Annotated in this window: 15 protein-coding genes; 9 read left to right on the forward strand and 6 right to left on the reverse strand. The window is 58.1% G+C overall.

Features of this window, described 5'->3' with window-relative positions; translation table 11 throughout:
- Nucleotides 1-8 precede the first annotated feature (8 nt).
- Nucleotides 9-428 (reverse strand): MerR family transcriptional regulator, encoded by a 420-nt coding sequence (locus QEP11_RS07190; protein WP_284335968.1) that lies wholly within the window; start codon nucleotides 426-428, stop codon nucleotides 9-11.
- A 102-nt stretch (nucleotides 429-530) separates the two neighbouring features.
- On the opposite strand from QEP11_RS07190, the gene QEP11_RS07195 reads away from it, so the two are divergent.
- The 4 genes from QEP11_RS07195 to cyoE all read left to right on the forward strand — a co-directional run bounded on the left by QEP11_RS07195 (nucleotide 531) and on the right by cyoE (nucleotide 4,134).
- Nucleotides 531-941: a YchJ family protein gene (locus QEP11_RS07195; protein WP_284335969.1), complete on the forward strand. Its 411-nt coding sequence runs from the start codon at nucleotides 531-533 to the stop codon at nucleotides 939-941.
- Between the two features lie 47 nt (nucleotides 942-988).
- Nucleotides 989-1,669, forward strand: a complete 681-nt coding sequence (locus QEP11_RS07200) for an HAD family hydrolase (protein WP_284335970.1) — start codon at nucleotides 989-991, stop codon at nucleotides 1,667-1,669.
- A 390-nt stretch (nucleotides 1,670-2,059) separates the two neighbouring features.
- Complete coding sequence (locus QEP11_RS07205; protein WP_284335971.1) at nucleotides 2,060-3,235, forward strand: COX15/CtaA family protein; 1,176 nt, start codon at nucleotides 2,060-2,062, stop codon at nucleotides 3,233-3,235.
- Nucleotides 3,232-4,134, forward strand: a complete 903-nt coding sequence (gene cyoE, locus QEP11_RS07210; RefSeq protein ID WP_284335972.1) for a heme o synthase — start codon at nucleotides 3,232-3,234, stop codon at nucleotides 4,132-4,134. Before QEP11_RS07205 ends, cyoE begins: the two co-directional genes overlap by 4 nt.
- A 121-nt stretch (nucleotides 4,135-4,255) precedes the next feature.
- On the opposite strand, the gene QEP11_RS07215 is transcribed toward cyoE, so the two are convergent.
- The 5 genes from QEP11_RS07215 to cyoA all read right to left on the reverse strand — a co-directional run bounded on the left by QEP11_RS07215 (nucleotide 4,256) and on the right by cyoA (nucleotide 9,228).
- On the reverse strand, nucleotides 4,256-5,035 hold the full coding sequence (locus QEP11_RS07215; RefSeq protein ID WP_284335973.1) for an SURF1 family protein: 780 nt from the start codon (nucleotides 5,033-5,035) through the stop codon (nucleotides 4,256-4,258).
- Complete coding sequence (gene cyoD, locus QEP11_RS07220) at nucleotides 5,035-5,499, reverse strand: cytochrome o ubiquinol oxidase subunit IV (protein ID WP_284335974.1); 465 nt, start codon at nucleotides 5,497-5,499, stop codon at nucleotides 5,035-5,037. The genes QEP11_RS07215 and cyoD overlap by 1 nt, the downstream gene beginning before the upstream one ends.
- Nucleotides 5,500-6,141, reverse strand: coding sequence for a cytochrome o ubiquinol oxidase subunit III (gene cyoC, locus QEP11_RS07225; protein WP_284335975.1), 642 nt, complete (start codon nucleotides 6,139-6,141; stop codon nucleotides 5,500-5,502).
- The gene (cyoB, locus tag QEP11_RS07230; RefSeq protein ID WP_284335976.1) at nucleotides 6,125-8,131 is read right to left on the reverse strand and encodes a cytochrome o ubiquinol oxidase subunit I; all 2,007 of its coding nucleotides are present in this window, start codon (nucleotides 8,129-8,131) and stop codon (nucleotides 6,125-6,127) included. Before cyoB ends, cyoC begins: the two co-directional genes overlap by 17 nt.
- Before the next feature lie 62 nt (nucleotides 8,132-8,193).
- Complete coding sequence (gene cyoA, locus QEP11_RS07235) at nucleotides 8,194-9,228, reverse strand: ubiquinol oxidase subunit II (RefSeq protein ID WP_284335977.1); 1,035 nt, start codon at nucleotides 9,226-9,228, stop codon at nucleotides 8,194-8,196.
- Nucleotides 9,229-9,650: 422 nt separating this feature from the next.
- Between cyoA and QEP11_RS07240 the strand changes: the two genes are divergently transcribed.
- From QEP11_RS07240 to QEP11_RS07260, 5 genes are all read left to right on the forward strand, one after another.
- Nucleotides 9,651-10,991: an MFS transporter gene (locus QEP11_RS07240; RefSeq protein WP_413788693.1), complete on the forward strand. Its 1,341-nt coding sequence runs from the start codon at nucleotides 9,651-9,653 to the stop codon at nucleotides 10,989-10,991.
- A 186-nt stretch (nucleotides 10,992-11,177) separates the two neighbouring features.
- Nucleotides 11,178-17,087 (forward strand): excinuclease ABC subunit UvrA, encoded by a 5,910-nt coding sequence (gene uvrA / locus QEP11_RS07245; protein WP_284335978.1) that lies wholly within the window; start codon nucleotides 11,178-11,180, stop codon nucleotides 17,085-17,087.
- Between the two features lie 301 nt (nucleotides 17,088-17,388).
- On the forward strand, nucleotides 17,389-17,877 hold the full coding sequence (locus QEP11_RS07250) for a hypothetical protein (protein ID WP_284335979.1): 489 nt from the start codon (nucleotides 17,389-17,391) through the stop codon (nucleotides 17,875-17,877).
- A 58-nt stretch (nucleotides 17,878-17,935) separates the two neighbouring features.
- Nucleotides 17,936-18,562 carry a superoxide dismutase gene (locus QEP11_RS07255; protein WP_284335980.1) on the forward strand — a complete coding sequence of 209 codons (627 nt, stop codon included), beginning with the start codon at nucleotides 17,936-17,938 and terminating at the stop codon, nucleotides 18,560-18,562.
- 152 nt (nucleotides 18,563-18,714) lie between these two features.
- Nucleotides 18,715-19,695, forward strand: coding sequence for a Bug family tripartite tricarboxylate transporter substrate binding protein (locus QEP11_RS07260; protein ID WP_284335981.1), 981 nt, complete (start codon nucleotides 18,715-18,717; stop codon nucleotides 19,693-19,695).
- Nucleotides 19,696-19,860: the final 165 nt, after the last annotated feature.

The following is a 19,860-nucleotide window of genomic DNA, read 5'->3' on the forward strand; positions in this document are numbered from 1 at the left end:
AACGTCAATTATGCAGCTTTTGCTTTTCCAATTTTGCGTAGCAGGGTGCGTGCTTCCTTCTCCTGCGCCCTGACCTCTTCCAGGGTCGCCTGCAAGTCTTCCATGCGCTCTTCCATTTGCTGGCGGTGCTTGCCAAGCACTTCCAGAAATCGGGTCAGTTGCACATGCGTGTCACGTGGACTGTCGTAGAGATCGATCACCTCCTTGGCCTCCACCAGTGACAACCCCAGCCGTTTGCCACGCAAAATCAAACGCAGTCTCGTACGGTCACGCGCACTGTAGACACGCGTGCGACCTCCCGTCCCTTTTCTGGTGGGTTGCAGCAGCCCCATGTCTTCATAAAAGCGGATGGCGCGCGTGGTGAGGTCAAATTCCCGAGCCAAATCACTAATGGAATAGCTCACAGGGGCCGATGTAGTTTTACTCATGCCCTGCATTATTGACGTTAACGTCAACGAAGCACATCCCCCGCCTGACACATCTTCTTCATTTGACTGAGAATCAAGGCTCTGTGCTTACCCGATCACCCCATGAACTTGCCTCCCAGTGCCGCCTGCCCTTGCGGGCGCACCAACACCAAGGGCAAAGCTTTGGCTTATGCCGACTGTTGTGCCCGTTTTGTCGAACACTACGAGACTGTGCCCGCCCCGGATGCTGAACATCTGATGCGCTCGCGCTACAGCGCGTTTGTGGTTGAAAATGCTGCCTACTTGCTGGCAACATGGCACAGCAGCCAACGACCAGCCTCATTGGACTTTGAAGCTGGCGCAAAATGGCTAGGTCTTCAAGTCAAGGATTTCCAACCCACGGACAGCGACAAGGCCGAAGTTGAGTTTGTTGCGCGCTTTCGCGTCGCTGGACGAGCCATACGTCTGCATGAGCGCAGCCGCTTTTTGCGCGAAGAGGGGCGCTGGTATTACGTGGACGGCAAACAGTTTTAGGAACCTATCGACATTTGGCGCAGCGCGAGTCTGCGCCACTCCTAGCTATGCAATTTGATGCCATTTTGTTCGACTGTGACGGCGTCCTGGTCGACAGCGAACTCATCACCAACCGCGTGCTGCACACCATGCTCAATGAAACGGGCTGGGTACTGTCAAAAGCAGAGTGCATGCGCATCTTCATCGGCAAAACCGTGCGCAGCGAAACCGCACGCATTGAAGCCGAAACCCGCCGCCCATTGACCGATGCATGGATGGCGGAGTTTTACGAGCGTCGCAATGCACGGCTTCGTGCAGAACTGGTGGCAATCGATGGTGCCTTGCCCGCGGTGCAGGCAGTCCATCAGCAACTGCAAGGAAAAATTGCTGTGGCTTCCGGAGCCGACAAGCCCAAGGTACTCATGCAATTGGAGAAAGTCGGCATGCTCCCGTTTTTCGGCGAGCATGTATTCAGCGGGCACGACCTGCCCCGCACCAAACCCTGGCCCGATGTATATCTGGCAGCCGCGGCGGCGGTGGCGACCCCGACACAGCGCTGCCTGGTGATTGAAGACTCCGTGCCCGGTTTGACTGCGGGTGTGCGTGCCAATGCCACCGTATGGGGCTACTGCCCCAAGGTAAATGCTCACTCCACTCCGGAGCAGCTCTTGCAAGCTGGCGCATCCTTCGTTTTTGACGACATGGCCGACCTGCCACGTTTGCTCGCACAGGCAAATGCAGGGCAATAGCCTTGATTGAGACATAGGCTCCTTGAGCGCAATTCTTTCAGGCATTTCTGACACTTCTGACATCTAAGTGCTTGTTTCACCAAGCCGCCAGCTCATTTTTCGGGGCAAGCCCATATAGAGCAATGCCAGCTTTCGCACGCTCGCCTGCAAAGCACAGTCACGAAATATAAAATCTGCGCCAGATCAAGGTTTTGCCCAATAGGCACTCCACAAGTGCCGTGCAAATCTGTAGCCCGTACCGGCTGAATGATCGCCCCGGACATCTGTAACAGACATGGGGCTTTTGCCCGCATTCGGGCCATTTGGATATCCCTCTCTGACAGGCCTGTGTGCATGGGCCTGTCAGATCTGTGTCGGACACATGTTTCAGCCATTGTTTGAGGAGTGCTGATGGGCGAACAGCCTCTTTACGATTTAGCGCCACTGCTAGAACTGATGGCCCTGGGCGCGGTGATTGCCCTTGCCCCATTGCTGTGGGTGTGGCACCGCAACCGCGGCGCTGGCTCTGCGCGCCGCTTGCAGGCACTGGGCCTGCTGACCCTGTTTCTGACCTTTGATCTGGTCATGTTTGGCGCCTTCACGCGCCTGACGGACTCTGGATTGGGTTGTCCAGATTGGCCCGGGTGCTACGGCAATGCCAGTCCACTCGGCGCAACGCATGAAATCGCCATGGCCGAAGCTGCCATGCCCACGGGCCCCGTGACCCAGAGCAAGGCATGGGTGGAAATGATTCACCGCTACCTTGCCACCATGGTGGGCGTGCTCATCATTGCCTTGATGGTGCTGGCCTGGCGTGAACACCGAAAAACTCCTCTGCATGGTGCACGCCACCCGGCCTGGGCCACATTCACCTTGGTATGGGTATTGATTCAGGGAGCTTTTGGTGCACTGACAGTGACCATGAAGCTCTTCCCTGCCATCGTTACCCTGCACCTGCTGGGTGGCTTGTTCTTGCTGGTGCTGTTGTGCATTCAGGCCGTAGGCCACCAGCAAGCCGTGTTGCACAAGTCACCTACCGCTATTTCAGCAAGACTGCGTGCAGCACTGTGGGGCGTGTTCGCATTACTTTTCGCGCAGGTAGCGCTTGGCGGATGGGTGAGCACCAACTACGCAGTACTGGCTTGCTCCAGTTTCCCAAGCTGTCAGGGCAGCTACTGGCCCGAGATGAACTTTACTCAGGGCTTTGAGATCTGGCGTCCGCTGGGTCTGCTGTCCGATGGCAGCCACATCAGTTTTGCTGCATTGACGGCCATTCACTACGTCCACCGGCTGGCCGCGTACGCAGTGATTGCCGCCGTGCTCATGCTGGTTTGGGCTTTGCGCAAGCAGCCCGCCTTGGCAAGCCAGCGCAAATGGCTGCTCGCCCTGATTGCCCTGCAATTTGTCACCGGCTTGTCCAACGTGGTGCTGGATTGGCCCATGGTCGCCGCCGTACTGCATACCGCTGGCGCTGCCGCCTTGGTCACCGTGATGACCTGGGCGCTGGCCGCCACCCGCACCGACAGCGCTTTGGCGCTGCACAAAGATACACAAGCGCCCCACGGCGCACGGAGCGTTGCTGCATGAATGCACAAACCTTGAGTGATACCCAAGGCTCTCGCTGGAGCCAGTTCTACGCCCTGACCAAGCCACGCGTAGTTCAATTGATTGTTTTCTGCGCCCTTATTGGCATGGTGCTGGCCATTCCTGGCGTGCCAACGCTGGCGCAGCTTGGCGATATGGCCATTGCCTGCGTGGGCATCTGGTTCGTATCAGCCGCTGCAGCGGCATTCAACTGCCTGGTCGAACGCCACATTGACGCGCGCATGAAGCGCACCAGCTGGCGCCCCACCGCCAAGGGTGAGCTGTCGCCGCAGCAGGCCCTGGCCTTCTCGGCCATTCTGTGCCTGACAGGTGCGGCCATCCTGCTGGCCTTCACCAACCCACTGACCATGTGGCTGACGCTGGCCACCTTCATTGGCTACGCTGTCATCTACACCGTGGTGCTCAAGCCAGCCACGCCACAAAACATCGTGATTGGCGGCGCTTCCGGCGCCATGCCTCCCGTATTGGGCTGGGCTGCCATGACCGGCAATGTCGGCCCCGAGGCACTGATCCTGTTCCTGATCATCTTTCTGTGGACTCCACCCCACTTCTGGGCGCTGGCGCTGTACCGCGTGGAAGACTACAAAAAGTCTGGCTTGCCCATGCTGCCCGTCACCCACGGCCCCAAATACACCCAGCTGCAAATCCTGCTCTACACCCTGGTGCTGTTTGCAGGCTGCCTGCTGCCCGTCATTTTCGGCATGAGTGGCTGGTTCTATCTGATTGTGTCCTCGGTGCTTTGCCTGGGCTTTAGCTGGTATGCACTGCGCTTGTGGCTGAATTATTCAGACGCTTTGGCGCGCAAGACATTCCGCTTCTCGCTGATCCACCTCAGTGGCGTCTTCGCTGCGCTGCTGATCGACCACTACATTGCCTTCTGAAACCATCTGTGACTGACTAGCCCCCACCTGTTTACCCTGCTAGACACGCATGAAAAAGGCCGCATTTGCGGCCTTTTTCCATTGCGCTGTAATCTCCCCTTGGCATGCGCCTGAAAACCTCTCACAGGCTCTGCTTGCGCCTCTCATAGCGCACCACCAGCCAGGCAGCGCCCACAACCATCAGCGCCAGGCCATACCAGGTCAGCGCATAGACAGCATGTGTATTGGTGAACTGGATCACCGTCAGCCCTGGACGTGGCCATGTCTGAACCACTGCCGACTGTCCAGGCAGTCCTTGGTCCACAAAGAAGGGGGCCACTGGTTGCAAGGATTTGGCTTGGGCAATCGCCTGCACATCACGCGAATGCCAGCGATCTTCCTCGGGCGCGTTGTCACGCATGAAGCCACCTTTAGGCTCCGTAAAACGCAGCAAACCCACGACAGAGACTTCCTCGCCCGCGGGCTCCTGGGGTGCTGCCGCAATTCGCTCCACAAAGGCCTTGCGTTGCTCGGTCGGCACAAAGCCCCGATTGACCAGCAACTGCGAGCCATCGGCTTGTTGCAGCGGTGTCAGCAACCAGAAACCGGCACCAAGCTCAGTAACCGCCTGTGTGAGCACGCTACGCCCCTCTATCCACTGGCCTTGTGCCTTTACGGCCAGATATTCATGGGTGGAAGGCTGCACCTGAGGCCATTGCGCTTGCGTGGGTACGGCCACAGGCTGGCTGTGCACGCGCTCGTTCACACGCTCAATCAGGTCCAGTTTCCAGGCACGACGCTGCACCTGCCATGTCCCCAGGCTGATGAACGCAAAAAAAAGGGCGATGCCCGCTACTGCGAGCACCGCCTTCGTGAAGGTGATGCGGGAAGGCTTGCGCCCTCCCGAAGTGGACGCCGTCATCAGTTGCTGCTGTGGCCGGCTGTGTGACCGGCTTCAGCGGCAGGAGACACCACTGGCGCTGCAGGTGCAGTTTCAGCAGCTTGGGTCAAGGCTGGAATCGCCTTGTGCTCGGGCATCATGTTGGTGTTCATGTGGAACATGACCCAAAGCGTACCCGCCAAAGTAATGATCACAAAGACCACAGCGAAGATGGTGGACATCATGGTCCAGCCGCCTTGCATCTTGCCGTTCATGTGCAGGAAGTACACCATGTGCACCACCACTTGAACTGCAGCGAAAAGGCCCAGAACCATCACTGCGGTGGAACGGTCTTGAATCACATCGCCCATCACCAGCCAGAAGGGGATGACGGTCAGAATGACGGCCAGGATAAAGCCTTTGATGTACTCACCGGAAGTGACGTGCAAGTCGTCATGTTCTTCGTGGTGGTCACCGTGGGCAACGTGGATATCGTGTGCGCTCATTTACAGCACCCCCATCAGATACACAAAGGTGAACACGCCGATCCAAACCACGTCCAAGAAGTGCCAGAACATCGACAGGCAGTTGATGCGGCGCACGTTGGCATGAATCAGGCCCTTTTTCTTGATCTGCACCATCAGCACCACCAGCCAGATCAGACCAAAGGACACGTGCAGGCCGTGAGTCCCCACCAAGGTGAAGAACGACGACAGGAACGCGCTGGTCTGGATGGTGGCACCTGTGTGGTAAATGTGAGCGAACTCATACAGTTCCACTGCCACGAAGGCCACGCCCAGCAAGCCTGTGACAGCCAGCCAGGTCAAAGTACCGTTCACATTCTTCTTTTGCTTGTTGAGCATCGCAAAACCGAAGGTCAGCGAAGACAGCAGCAAGAAAGCAGTATTGATCGCCACCAGCGGCAAGCTGAACAGCTCGGCACCAGTGGGTCCACCCGCATAGCTGCGGCCCAGCACACCCCAGGTTGCAAACAGCGCCGCAAAGATGAGGCAGTCGCTCATCAGATACAGCCAGAAGCCCAGCGAGGTGCCGTTTTCTGGGTGGGGTTCGTGCGCGGGATGGTACTCGCGCTGGCCCACCGCGCCGGCGGCGCCGGCGGAGATAGTGTGATTAGACATGGCGTGCAAGCTGTTGTGTACGAGCGTCTTCCGTCGCCTGCACTTCAGATGCAGGGATGTAGTAGTCGCGGTTGTAGTTGAACGTATGAACGATCGAGGCAATGATCACACCAGCGAAAGAAACAATCGCCAGCCACCAGATGTGCCAGATCAGCGCAAATCCCAGCACCATGGCAATCATCGAGATCACAAAGCCTGCGCCTGTGTTCTTGGGCATGTGCAGATCCTCAAAGCCGGACAGCGGACGCTGATAGCCGTGCTTCTTCATATCCCACCATGCGTCCACGTCGTACACCACGGGAGTCTTGGCAAAGTTGTACTGAGGAGGTGGCGAGGAAGTTGCCCATTCCAGAGTACGGCCCGAGCCCCAGGTATCGCCGTTGTTGTCGCGCAGCTTGTCGCGCTGGAAGTAAGACACCACCAGTTGCAACACGAAGGCACCAATACCGGCAGCAATGATGGCCACACCCACGGCAGCAATCACAAACCAGATTTGCAGCGAGTGGTCATCGAAGTGGTTGGCACGACGTGTAACGCCCATCAGACCCAGGATGTACAAGGGAGTGAACGCAACCCAGAAACCCACCAGCCAGCACCAGAAGGACACCTTGCCCCAGAACTCGTTGAGCTTGTAGCCAAATGCCTTGGGGAACCAGAAGTTGATACCCGCCAGCAGGCCGAACACCACACCACCAATGATCACATTGTGGAAGTGCGCAATCAGGAACAGCGAGTTGTGCAGCACGAAGTCGGCAGGAGGAACGGCCAGCAACACACCAGTCATACCGCCGATGGCGAAGGTGCACATAAAGCCCACCGTCCACATCATGGGAGGCTTGAACTCGATGCGGCCCTTGTACATGGTGAACAGCCAGTTGAAGATCTTCGCGCCCGTAGGAATCGAGATGATCATCGTGGTGATACCGAAGAAGGTATTGACTGCTGCGCCCGATCCCATGGTGAAGAAGTGGTGCAACCACACCAGCCAGGACAGCACAGTGATACACACGGTCGCATACACCATGGAGGTGTAACCGAACAGACGCTTCTTGGAGAAGGTCGCAACGATTTCCGAGAAGATGCCGAACACAGGCAGGATCAGGATGTAGACCTCAGGGTGGCCCCAGATCCAGATCAGATTCACGTACAGCATGGGGTTGCCGCCCAGCTCGTTCGTGAAGAACTGTGTACCGAAGTAACGGTCCATGGTCATCAGAGCCAGTGCAGCTGTCAGGATCGGGAACGAAGCCACGATCAGGGCGTTGGTACACAGCGATGTCCACACGAACACAGGCATCTTCATCAGGTTCATGCCGGGAGCGCGCATCTTGATGATGGTCACGATCAGGTTGATACCCGACAGCGTCGTACCCACCCCTGATAACTGCAGCGCCCAGATGTAGTAATCCAGACCCACGCCTGGATTCTGGTTGCCCAAGTTGGACAGCGCCAGCCAGCCGGAAGTCGAGAACTCACCCAGGAACAGGGACACCATCACCAGGATCGCACCAGTGGCAGTCATCCAGAACGAGAAGTTGTTCAGGAAGGGAAAGGAAACGTCACGGGCACCGATCTGCAGCGGGATCAGGTAGTTCATGAAACCTGTGACCAAAGGCATGGCCACAAAGAAAATCATGATCACACCGTGCGCAGTGAAGATCTGGTCGTAGTGGTGGGGAGGCAGATAACCGAGGTTGTCGCCAAACGCCATGGCCTGCTGGATACGCATCATCACCGCGTCAGCAAAGCCACGCAGCAGCATGACAATACCGAGGATGATGTACATGATGCCGATCTTCTTGTGGTCGATCGAGCAGATCCAGTCACGCCACAAAGGGCCCCAAAGCTTGAATTTGGTCAGTGCAGCGAACACCACCAGACCGCCAAGCAGCACGGCAATAAAGGTCCACAACACGATGGGCTCATGCGCCATCGGTATGGAGTCCCAAGAAATCCGCCCAATGAGCGGATCGTGGGGCAACGTTGTTGGTTCAGACATATTGAGTCTCTTGCTAAATGGCCGGAAAGCTAGCAGCAGCCGACTTTCCGCCCGTCAACTGCTTATTGCTGTACCGAAGTGCGTTGGTCCAGCAGGGCCACGATTCGGTCAGCGTTTTCGACAGAACACACATCGTCGGGCAGGTTCAAACCAGCCGCCTTCATGTAGGCCGCGCCGCCAGCAGCGTCGATAGCCATCATGTGGTGCATGCACATCTTTCCTTCTTCCACGCACATGTTCAGCACGCGGTCGTACAAGCCTTCTTGTACCGAGGAGAAACGGGTCACGGGGTGACGTTCGCTAGGCTTGACCAGGTTCAGGTAGCTTTCACGATCCAGCACACTGCCTTCACTCTTGGCCTTTTGTACCCAAGCGTCAAAACCTTCGTTGCTCAGTCCATGGAACTTGAAAGTCATGCCCGAGAAACCAGCGCCGCTGTAGTGCGAGTTCAAGCCCTTGAAAACGCCTTCCTTGTTGATCACGGCGTTCAGCTGCGTTTCCATGCCAGGCATGGCATAGATCATGCCGGCCAGATCAGGCACGTAAAACGCGCTCATGGTGTGGCTGGCAGTCAGCTTGAAGCGGATGGGGCGGTCCACGGGCGCTGCCAGTTCATTGACTGTGGCAATCCCTTGCTCGGGATAGATGAACATCCACTTCCAGTCCAGCGATACCACCTGCACTTCCAGCGGCTTGACGTTGGGATCCAACGGCTTGGTCTCTGAAATGCGGTCCAGCGGACGATAGGGATCCAGCTTGTGGGTGCTGATCCATGTCAATGCGCCCAGCGCAATGATGATGATCAGAGGCACGCTCCAGATGACCAGCTCAAGAGCGGTCGAGTGGTGCCACTCAGGGTCATACTCGGCTTCGGTATTCGACTGGCGATACTTCCAGGCGAACAACAGAGTCAGCAGAATCACGGGAACAATGATGACCAGCATCAACAAGGTGGCTGTAACCACCAGGTCGCCTTGCTGAGCAGCAATGTCCCCTGCGGGATTGAGTACGACTGCATTGCTGCAACCCGTAAGGGTTGCAAGCAAGGCAGCCGCAGCGAGCCAGGATGGCCCGCGGGTTTCCGTGGATGTAGGCATGCTGTAAACGCGAAAAAACGCGCGTTGTTAGGTGTAAACGCGGATTACTAGAGGCGCCGAATTTACTCTTCTCCCCTATCTTTTTCTTGTCTCACACAGGGCAACGCAGTGGCGTGTGCTGTCTTTATGTAGGAAAGATAGGGGGCAACCTGTCAATAGATCTCTGTCAAAGAATGGCTAAATCCTTGATTTTTCAGGACATACTGAAATAAGAGAAACCTCTTGATAAATGTCAAGAGCACCCCCATATTGGCGCGATAGTGCCACAGTCGAACACCCCGCTTCACCAGGGGTCTTTGCGCCTTTTATGTAGCTTCGCCATCCCAACAAACCCTTTTCCTACATCGTGGGCGGCGAAATCTCGCTTGTTGACTTCCATCAAGCCGCGTACAAGAGGTGCATTGTTATCGAGGAGCTGCACTATGACCGGTTTTGCACACATCACTCCCTCAATGGGCAAAGGCTCGATGGACCAGCACCTCGCTGAAGCCAATCACAGCGATGACATCACCCCTGGAGAAATTGCGGCCGGTGTCATCATCGGCAGAGCCTCCGAGTACTTTGACTTCTTCGTTTTCGGAATCGCCTGCGTACTCGTCTTTCCGTACGTGTATTTTCCCTTCCTTTCCCCCCTGGAAGGCATGCTTGCGGCTTTCGGTGTCTTTGCGCTGGCGTTCATTGCACGCCCCATTGGCACCTTCATCGGCATGGAGGTACAGCGCCGCTGGAGCATCAGTGCCAAGCTAACCATCGCATTGTTCATGCTGGGCAGCGCCACCGTAGGCATCGCGCTGCTTCCGGGTTACGGCAGCATCGGCGTGTCTGCCATCTGGTGGTTGATCGCCTTGCGCATCGCCCAGGGATTGGCGGTGGGCGGATCGTGGGAAGGGTTGCCATCCTTGCTGGCCATGCACGCCCCTCAGGAAAAGCGCGGCTGGTTCGCCATGATCGGCCAGCTTGGAGCCCCCATCGGTTTCGTGGTGGCAGCCAGTGTCTTTGCCTACATCTACCAGGCTTTGCCGCACGAGGAGTTTCTCGCCTGGGGTTGGCGCTATCCTTTCTGCGTGGCCTTTGCCATCAACGTCGTGGCCTTGTTTGCGCGCCTGCGCTTGGTGGCTGATGAGTCTTATACCAACCGTTTTCAGCGCATGGAACTGGCACCCTCTGCACCATTTGAGATGACACGCAGTGGCGAAGGCCGCAATGTCTTCCTGGGTGCGCTGGCCGCGCTGGCCAGCTTTGCACTGTTCCACCTGGTGACTGTCTTTCCGCTGTCCTGGATGACGCTGTATGGCGAAGCCTCCGTGCCGCAGATTCTGTGGATGCAGGTGCTCGGCGCACTGCTTGCCTGTGCTGCGATTGTGCTTTCAGGCTGGATGGCCGATAGATTTGGCCGTCGCAATACGCTGGGATCCATGGCGGTACTCATCGGGCTGTTCAGTTTCGCCACCCCCATGCTGCTGAATGGTGGCACTGCCGGGCAGAACGTCTTCATTTTGGTGGGCTTTGTTTTGCTGGGGCTGTCTTATGGTCAGGCATCAGGCACGGTCACGGCCAACTTCTCGCGCAAATTCCGGTTTGTAGGCGCAGCCTATTCCACCGACGTTGCCTGGCTGCTGGGCGCAGCATTTGCTCCGCTGGTTGCCCTGTACCTCTCCTCCCAATTCGGTCCTGTGGCGGTGAGTGCCTATTTGCTCTCCGGCGTTATCTGTACCCTGGTAGCCCTGGGGTTGAATCGCGCACTGGAATCCAAGCGCAAATAAGTAAGCACGAAATAAGCACACTCCCTCCTCTCAAAGGCTTGTTCTTCGGAGCAAGCCTTTTTTGTTTTTTTGCGCTTACCAGCAGAAACTACATGCGCTTTCATCCATCGCTCCGACAAACGCAGTGCCACTGCCTAGAATGATTGGTCGCTTTGTTTTTCAAGCTTCTTCTACGCGCAGCACACCATGACCCAAGGCCAGATTCGCATCCGTGGCGCCCGCCAGCACAACCTGCAAAACGTGGACCTCGACATTCGCACGGGCGAATTGACTGTTGTGACCGGCCCCAGCGGCTCGGGAAAATCCAGCCTGGTGTTTGACACCTTGTTTGCTGAAGGTCAACGTCGCTACGTGGAAACCTTCAGCGCCTATGCGCGCCAGTTTCTTGACCGCATGGATAAGCCTGCCGTCGATCGCGTGGAAGGTGTACCTCCCGCGATTGCCATTGACCAGACCAACCCCGTGCGCAACTCCCGCTCCACCGTGGGCACGATGACGGAGCTCAACGACCACCTCAAACTGCTGTTTGCACGTGCAGCCCATTTGTTCGACAGCCAGACTGCCTTACCGGTGCAGCACGACACCAATGAAACCATTCTTGCCGCCTTGCAGCAGCGCTGCGAAGCGGCCGGTGACCCGCGCATTGCCCTGACTTTCCCGGTCGAACTGCCCGCCAACACCACTCAGGAAGAGGTGGAGCAATGGCTCTCCGCCAGTGGCTTTACCAAAGTGCAGGCTGAGCGCGAAATAGAACGCATCGCGCCTGCTGAAGTGGCAGACAAGGGCAAAAAGACCAAAGCCGCACCGCCCGAAAAAGTCAAAGTCCTGGATGTCGTCGCCGACCGTTTCCGCTTCAGCCGCGTGGAGCGCAGCCGTGCCATGGAGGCCATCGACGTTGCGCTCAAACGTGGTAACGGACACGTGACGGTGTATGTCATGCCTGACGAAGGGGAAACACTCACCTGGAAGTTCTCGCAAGGCCTGCATTGCCCCGAAAGCAATCTGAGCTACACAGCGCCCATGCCCTCGCTGTTCTCGTTCAATTCCGCCGTTGGCGCCTGCGAAGCCTGCCGGGGTTTTGGCCGCGTGATTGGTGTGGACTGGGGGCTGGTCATTCCCAATGAAAAACTCACACTGCGCACCGGCGCGATCAAGCCCATCCAGACACCGGGCTGGAAAGAAATTCAAGATGATTTGCTGCGCCACGCAGAAGCCGAAGCCATTCCGCGCGACATCGCGTGGAACAAGCTGACCGCCGAGCAAAAGCACTGGGTCATTGAAGGCTCGCCGCTGTGGAAAGGCCAGTGGAACAAACAGTGGTACGGCATCCGCCGCTTTTTCGAGTACCTGGAAACCAAGACCTACAAGATGCACATCCGTGTGCTGCTGTCCAAGTACCGCAGCTACACGGAATGCCCCACCTGCGCCGGTGCGCGCCTGAAGACCGAAAGTCTGCTATGGCGCATTGGCAGCAAGGCACAGGCCGATGCCGTGCTGCCGCCCGAACAGCGCTTCATGCCCAATGGCGTAGCGTGGAGCCGTGCCCAGCTTGAAGCCATGCCCGGCCTGTGCCTGCATGACTTGATGCGCCTGCCCATCACGCGATTGCGCAGCTTTTTTGACAGCCTGAACCTGGGCAATGCCACAGGCTTGGCCGAGGGCGAATACCAAGCGCTCAAATTGCTGAACGAAGAGATTGGCAACCGCTTGAAGTATCTGGTGGACGTGGGCATTGGCTACCTCACGCTGGACCGGCAAAGCCGCACGCTCAGCGGCGGTGAGGTCCAGCGCATCAACCTGACCACAGCCCTGGGCACCTCGCTGGTCAATACCTTGTTTGTGCTGGACGAACCCAGCATCGGCCTGCACCCGCGCGATATGGAGCGCATCACCCAGGCCATGCACCGTCTGCGCGATGCAGGCAACACGCTGGTAGTGGTGGAGCACGACCCCGCCGTGATGTTTGCCGCCGACCGCATGATCGACATGGGGCCCGGCCCCGGCGCACGCGGCGGCCAGATTGTGTTTGACGGCACGCCCGAAGAACTCAAGCAGGCTGACACCTTGACCGGCGCCTATCTGGGTGGCCGCAAACAGGTGGGCTTCGGCATCAAGCGCATGGTGACCGAGTCCACTCCGCGCCTGATTCTGGAAGGCGCACGCCAGCACAATCTGCAGAACCTGAATGTGGACTTTCCACTCCAACGTCTGGTCACCATCACTGGCGTTTCGGGTTCGGGCAAGTCCTCGCTCGTTCAAGACATTCTGGCTCCTGCACTGCTGCGACATTTTGGCAAGCCCACCGACAGCCCCGGCCTGCATGACCGTCTGCTGGGTGCCGACCACCTGGCCGATGTGGTGTTTGTCGATCAATCGCCCATTGGCAAGACGGCGCGTTCCAACCCGGTGAGCTATGTGGGTGCCTGGGACAGTATCCGCGAGCTGTTTGCGCTGGCGCCCCTGTCCGCGCAGCGTGGCTATTCCGCCAGCAAGTTCAGTTTCAACAGCGGTGATGGCCGCTGCCCTACTTGCGGCGGCTCAGGCTTTGAGCATGTGGAAATGCAGTTCCTCTCGGATGTGTACCTGCGTTGCCCAGATTGCAACGGCAGCCGCTACCGCGACGAAATTCTGGAAGTCACTATCGAGCGCAAGGGCCGCAATCTCAGCGTGGCCGATGTACTGGAGCTGACGGTGGCCGAAGCCGCGCTGCTGTTTGCGCAAGATGCCGACGTGATCCGCGCGCTGCAGCCCATCGTGGATGTGGGGCTGGAGTACGTCAAGCTGGGCCAACCGGTCCCGACGCTGTCCGGTGGCGAAGCCCAGCGTTTGAAGCTGGCGGGCTTCCTGGCCGAGGCGGCCAAGACTGCTTCCAAGTCCAGGCAAAAGATTGCACGCAAGGGCACACTGTTTCTGTTTGATGAGCCCACCACCGGCCTGCACTTTGAAGACATCGCCAAGCTGATGCGTGCGCTACGCAAGCTGCTGGAGGCAGGGCACAGCCTGATCGTGATCGAGCACAATCTGGACGTGATTCGCGCCAGCGACTGGTTGATTGATCTGGGTCCAGAGGGGGGTGACGGCGGCGGTCAGATCGTGGCCCAGGGCACCCCGGAAGAAGTGCGCCAAGTCAAAGGCTCACACACCGCACAAGCCTTGCGCGAATACGACCTGGCCATGGGTGTGGGCGGGCAGCTGGTTGAAGAAGTGGCGCCCATGCTCTACAAGAAAGAGCTTTCCGCACCAGCCCGCAAAACGCCAGATGCAAAGAACTCCATTGAAATCGTCAACGCTCGCGAGCACAATCTCAAGGGCTTGAGCGTGGACATTCCTCGCGGCAAGTTCAATGTGGTGACCGGTGTATCCGGCTCCGGCAAATCCACGCTGGCCTTCGACATTCTCTTCAACGAAGGCCAGCGCCGTTACCTCGAATCACTGAACGCCTATGCGCGCTCCATCGTGCAGCCAGCCGGCCGCCCGGAAGTGGATGCAGTCTGGGGCATTCCGCCCACGGTAGCCATCGAACAACGCCTGTCGCGTGGCGGGCGCAAATCCACCGTAGGTACAACCACCGAAGTCTGGCACTTCCTGCGCCTGCTGTACGTCAAGCTGGGTACCCAGCACTGCGTGCACGACGGTGCTGCCGTCGAACCCCAGACCCCTGAGCGCATTGCGGCGCAATTGCTCAGTCAGTTCAAAGGCCAGCACATTGGCCTGTTGGCTCCGCTGGTCGTACACCGCAAAGGCGTTTACACCGAGCTGGCTGACTGGGCACGCCCCAAGGGCTATACACATTTGCGCGTGGATGGAGCTTTTTTGCCCACCACAGGCTTCCCGCGCCTGGATCGTTTCAAGGAGCACACCATCGAACTTCCGGTGGCCAGTGTCAAAGTCACCGCCGCCAACGAGTCAGAGCTACGCGCCCAGCTCGCCAAAACGCTGGAAATTGGCAAGGGTGTGGTGCATGTGCTGTCAGGCATCGAGAATCTTGAAGCCGCCATTGCCGCACCTGACCAGGGCGCCAGCGTGGGCATGCTGCAGGTGTTCTCTACCCAGCGCGCCTGCCCCGTCTGCGCCACCAGTTACAGCGAACTGGAACCCAGTCTGTTCAGCTACAACAGCAAACACGGCTGGTGCCCCGACTGTGTGGGCACGGGCGTGAAACTGAACAAGGACCAACGCAAGGTCTACGACGACAGCACGCTGGCCGAGGACAACCGTGGCCGCGAACTGACGCTGACCGCCAACGAAGTGGAAGACCTTGAAGAGTGCATCTGCCCCAGCTGCCAGGGCACGCGCCTGAACGCCCGCGCCCGGGCTGTGCGTTTCCACGGCAAGGGCATCACCGAGCTGGCGCAAATGTCGGTCACGGCACTGCGTGAATGGTTTCAGCAGCTGCAAACCACAGGCCGCGAAACCGATATCGCGCGCGACCTGATTCCCGAAATTCTGGGCCGCCTGGAGTTCCTGGAAGAAGTCGGCCTGAACTACCTGACGCTGGATCGCGGAGCCCCCACACTATCCGGAGGCGAAGCCCAGCGCATTCGCCTGGCCGCGCAACTGGGCAGCAATCTGCAAGGCGTGTGCTACGTGCTGGACGAGCCCACCATCGGACTGCACGCACGCGACAACCACATCCTGCTCAACGCGCTGCACAAGCTGGGCGACAAAGGCAACACACTGGTGGTGGTGGAGCACGACGAAGACACCATCCGACGCGCCGATCACGTGATCGACATCGGCCCCAGCGCTGGCAAGCGCGGTGGCATGCTGGTGGCTCAAGGCAAGCCTGAGGACATCATGGCTGCCGAAGACTCGCAAACTGGCCGCTACCTGCTGCACGCCATGCGCCACCCCTACCAGGCGCGTCGCCCCGTCCACGGCGTGGCCGATGCGGCCGATGTGCCCACTGAAGCTGCGCCCCAACCCAAAAAGCGCACCAAAAAGCAAATGGCTGCCGATGCCGCCGCCGCTTTGGCCGCTGACAGCGCACAGGCCAATGCCGAGCTGCAAAATCGCGGCAAAACCAGCGGCCCGCTGCACTGGCTGGTGGTCAATGGTGCCAACTTGCACAATCTGCAGGACATTGAAGCCAGCGTGCCACTCAAACGTCTGGTCGCCATCACCGGTGTGTCCGGCTCCGGCAAATCCACACTGGCGCGTGATGTGCTACTGAGCAATGTGGCCGCCCTCGTCGGCCAGCGCAGCACGAAGGCGGGGCGCGAAGCCATGGAAGCAGGCAACACACCAGCACTGCTCGGTTGTGAGGCTGTCTGGGGCACAGAAGTGATTGACCGTGTACTGGAAGTGGACCAGACACCCATCGGCAAAACACCTCGCAGCTGTCCTGCCACCTATATCGGCTTTTGGGACACCATCCGCAAGCTGTTTGCCGATACGCTGGAAGCCAAGGCCCGTGGCTATGGCGCAGGGCGCTTTAGCTTCAACACCGGTGAAGGACGTTGCCCCGCCTGCGAAGGCCAAGGCATGCGCACCATCGAAATGAGCTTTCTGCCCGATGTGAAAGTGCCCTGCGAAACCTGCCATGGCGCACGCTTCAACCCCGAAACCCTTGCCGTGACCTGGCGTGGCAAGAGCATTGGTGATGTGCTGCAAATGGAAGTGGATGAAGCCGCTGAGTTCTTCGCCTCCATGCCTTCCATTGCGCACCCGCTGCAGCTTCTGAAAGACGTGGGGCTGGGCTATCTGACCTTGGGTCAGCCCTCTCCCACCTTGTCTGGCGGTGAAGCCCAGCGCATCAAGCTGGTGACGGAGCTGACCAAGGTGCGCGACGATGTCACCAAACGCGGCAACAAGACACCACACACCCTGTACGTGCTGGATGAACCCACGGTGGGCCTGCACATGGCCGACGTGGACAAGCTCATCCGCGTGCTGCATCGCCTGGTCGATGCAGGGCACAGCGTGATCGTGATCGAGCACGACCTGGATGTGATTGCCGAAGCCGACTGGATCATCGACCTTGGCCCAGAAGGCGGTACCGGCGGTGGCCGCATTGTGGCCGCTGGCACACCCGAAGAAGTCGTTGCACTGTCCACTCACACCGGTCAGGCCATCGCGCCAGTACTCAACCGCTAGACCCAAGCCTCGATTCTGAAAGCCTGCTGCAACAAAGCCGAGCCTCACAAGGCTCGGCTTTTTCTTTTCCTCTGCACCGCCTTTTCCTTCGCACGCAAGGTGAACTCGCGTCTTGCATGCCTCAGTCGCCACGCCATGCGGTGCGACTAAACCCTGCGCAGATTACGATAATATTTTAATTATTGAATAAAAACTATTCTCATTTAATATTTCAACTATTTCCACACCCATTCGCTACAGCCATGGCATCACCTGCGCGCTATGACTCCGCGAAAAGCCCAACACTGGAGGTTCACCTACCGTGTTACAGACTTCAGAGATCACCAACCTCGCAGTGCATGAGCACTGTGCGCTGATTAGCCTTTATGCGGAAACGCAAACACGTTGCAGTGCGCACATCAGTGAGCAGCACCGGCACATCCAGCAATTGCAGGCAACGATTTTTAGACTGCGTGCGCAAGCAATCATCCGCGAAACTGCCTTGAGCTGGGAGCGCGAAACACGGCTCGCGCTGCAAGCACAACTGGCTACCTGGTACGCAGCACAGGCAACGCACCTGCTTGCCAACACTCCCGACGAGCATGCCCTTGCCACAGATGCCTTTAGCCAGCGCGCTGCCGATCTGGTGATTTGCCAGACAGGTTGCGTGTCGGATAGTGACCATTGGCGCGACAACGACCAATGCAAGCGCACCGGCAAACCCTGCGTTCTAGCGTCACAGCCCCAGGCCCTGGACTTGTTGCAAGCACCTCGCAGCCTGAGCAAAACAGCCGTTTCCAACCACGAATAACCAGTGGCCCGAGCATCCGCTCATCCACCACATCCTTGACCGCAACAGGAGTTCATCCATGGCTTATTCCCTGCCTGCCTTGCCTTATGCCTATACCGCGCTGGAACCCCATATCGATGCCCAGACCATGGAGATTCACCATGCCAAACACCACCAAACCTACGTCAACAATTTGAATGCTGCGCTGGAAGGCACGCAATGGATGGACATGCCTTTGCAAGCCTTGCTGGGTCATCTGGAGTCACTGCCCGAAAAAATCCGCACCGCCGTGCGCAACAACGGTGGTGGTCATGCCAACCACAGCCTGTTCTGGAGCGTGATGTCGCCAACCGGGGGCGGCTTGCCAACAGGCGATCTGGCCACTGCCATAGACAACGATCTGGGTGGCTTTGAGGCCTTCAAAGCTGCGTTCACACAAGCTGCTGTCAGTCGCTTTGGCAGCGGCTGGGCCTGGCTCACCGTAGATGCCCAAGGCAAGCTGCATGTGGAAAGCAGCGCCAACCAGGACAACCCATGGATGTCAGGCATTGCATCGGGCAACACCGCCATCCTGGGTCTGGATGTCTGGGAGCACGCTTACTACCTGAAGTACCAGAATCGACGCCCCGAATACATCAACGCGTTCTACAACGTCATCGACTGGACCGAAGTTGCCCGCCGCTTTGGCGCAGCCCAAAGCCGCTGACGCAAAGGTGACATACGTCAAGGGATTGCCCCAGTGGTATTCCCTGTCTTCGTTTCTACATTCCAAATGTCGCCCATAACACTTTGTGAGCGACATTTAGGGAGCGGCAGCACAACTGCCAGCACAACAAAGAAACTGGAGACATACGCCCCATGGCAAAGTTCATTCCCTCAAGCCTGACCACCATTTTGGCGGTATCCACCTTGTTCGCAGCAAGCCATACCTTGGCCCAGGAGAGCACGGCCAACTGGCCCACCAAAGCCATCAAAGTGACGGTTCCTTACACCCCGGGTGGCTCCACAGACATCGTGAGCCGCACCGTGTTTGATGCCGTCAGCAAGCGCCTGGGCCAGCCCGTCATCATCGAGAACAAACCCGGAGCCAACAGCACCATTGGTGTGACACAAACCTCGCGTGCGCCAGCCGATGGCTATAACTTTGTCAGCGTATTGGCGGCCTACACGGTCAATATGTCGCTGTACAAAAAGCTGCCTTACAAGCCCAGTGACTTTGTCGCTGTGAGCCATGTGGCCGACCTGCCCATGTTCCTGTTTGTTGCTAACAAGCTGCCGGTCAAAAACGCCAAGGAACTGGCTGAATATGGCAAGAAAAAGCCTCTGAACTATGCTTCCAGCGGCACCGGTGCCAGCGCCCACATGATTGGGGCGCGCTTCGCTCAGGAGAACAGCCTGAATGCGCAACACGTGCCCTATAACGGCAGTGCTCCCATCCTGGCAGATTTGATGAACGGGCAGGTCGATATGCTGTTTGACCCTGCCCTGGTACCCATGCCACACGCCAAGAGCGGCAAGATCAAGGTGCTGGCCGTCGCCTCCAGGCAGCGCTGGCCTGGCGAGCCCGATGTACCCACCATGGAAGAAGCAGGCTTTCCCGGCTTCATCATGAACTCCTGGGTGGGCGTTCTGGCCCCCAAAGGCACTCCCCAGCCCATCGTCGACAAACTCTCCAAAACCATTGCCGAGGCTGTGCAATCTCCCGAAGTCAAGGACAAGCTCACCCAGCTGGGTTTTGGCGCGATAGGCAGCACACCTGCCGAGTTCCAGAAGCTGATTGATCAGGACTCTGCCATGTACAAAGGCGTGATCGAAAAAGCCAACGTCAGCATCGACTGAGCCAGTCTGCTCACGCCAAAGCCCAAGGCCCGCGCCTTGGGCTTTTTTATGAGATCTTCATGCTCAGTTCCATGCTTGGCTGTTCATGACCTGAAATGCAGGATTGGCGCGTTCGAAGCAACTCAAGTACTCAGTTCAACTGAAATGCGCAACAAATGACAGCAT

This window comes from Comamonas halotolerans, from assembly GCF_030162935.1.
GTDB lineage: Bacteria > Pseudomonadota > Gammaproteobacteria > Burkholderiales > Burkholderiaceae_C > Comamonas > Comamonas halotolerans.

What these genes read in the sequence shown, in the direction of transcription:
- QEP11_RS07260 (WP_284335981.1), top strand. Translation starts at nt 18,715, where the DNA reads ATGGCAAAGTTCATTCCCTCAAGCCTGACCACCATTTTGGCGGTATCC.
- QEP11_RS07195 (WP_284335969.1), top strand. Translation starts at nt 531, where the DNA reads ATGAACTTGCCTCCCAGTGCCGCCTGCCCTTGCGGGCGCACCAACACC.
- QEP11_RS07255 (WP_284335980.1), top strand. Translation starts at nt 17,936, where the DNA reads ATGGCTTATTCCCTGCCTGCCTTGCCTTATGCCTATACCGCGCTGGAA.
- uvrA (WP_284335978.1), top strand. Translation starts at nt 11,178, where the DNA reads ATGACCCAAGGCCAGATTCGCATCCGTGGCGCCCGCCAGCACAACCTG.
- QEP11_RS07205 (WP_284335971.1), top strand. Translation starts at nt 2,060, where the DNA reads ATGGGCGAACAGCCTCTTTACGATTTAGCGCCACTGCTAGAACTGATG.
- cyoB (WP_284335976.1), bottom strand. Translation starts at nt 8,131, where the DNA reads ATGTCTGAACCAACAACGTTGCCCCACGATCCGCTCATTGGGCGGATT.
- QEP11_RS07240 (WP_413788693.1), top strand. Translation starts at nt 9,651, where the DNA reads ATGACCGGTTTTGCACACATCACTCCCTCAATGGGCAAAGGCTCGATG.
- QEP11_RS07215 (WP_284335973.1), bottom strand. Translation starts at nt 5,035, where the DNA reads ATGACGGCGTCCACTTCGGGAGGGCGCAAGCCTTCCCGCATCACCTTC.
- cyoE (WP_284335972.1), top strand. Translation starts at nt 3,232, where the DNA reads ATGAATGCACAAACCTTGAGTGATACCCAAGGCTCTCGCTGGAGCCAG.
- cyoD (WP_284335974.1), bottom strand. Translation starts at nt 5,499, where the DNA reads ATGAGCGCACACGATATCCACGTTGCCCACGGTGACCACCACGAAGAA.
- cyoA (WP_284335977.1), bottom strand. Translation starts at nt 9,228, where the DNA reads ATGCCTACATCCACGGAAACCCGCGGGCCATCCTGGCTCGCTGCGGCT.
- QEP11_RS07200 (WP_284335970.1), top strand. Translation starts at nt 989, where the DNA reads ATGCAATTTGATGCCATTTTGTTCGACTGTGACGGCGTCCTGGTCGAC.
- QEP11_RS07190 (WP_284335968.1), bottom strand. Translation starts at nt 428, where the DNA reads ATGAGTAAAACTACATCGGCCCCTGTGAGCTATTCCATTAGTGATTTG.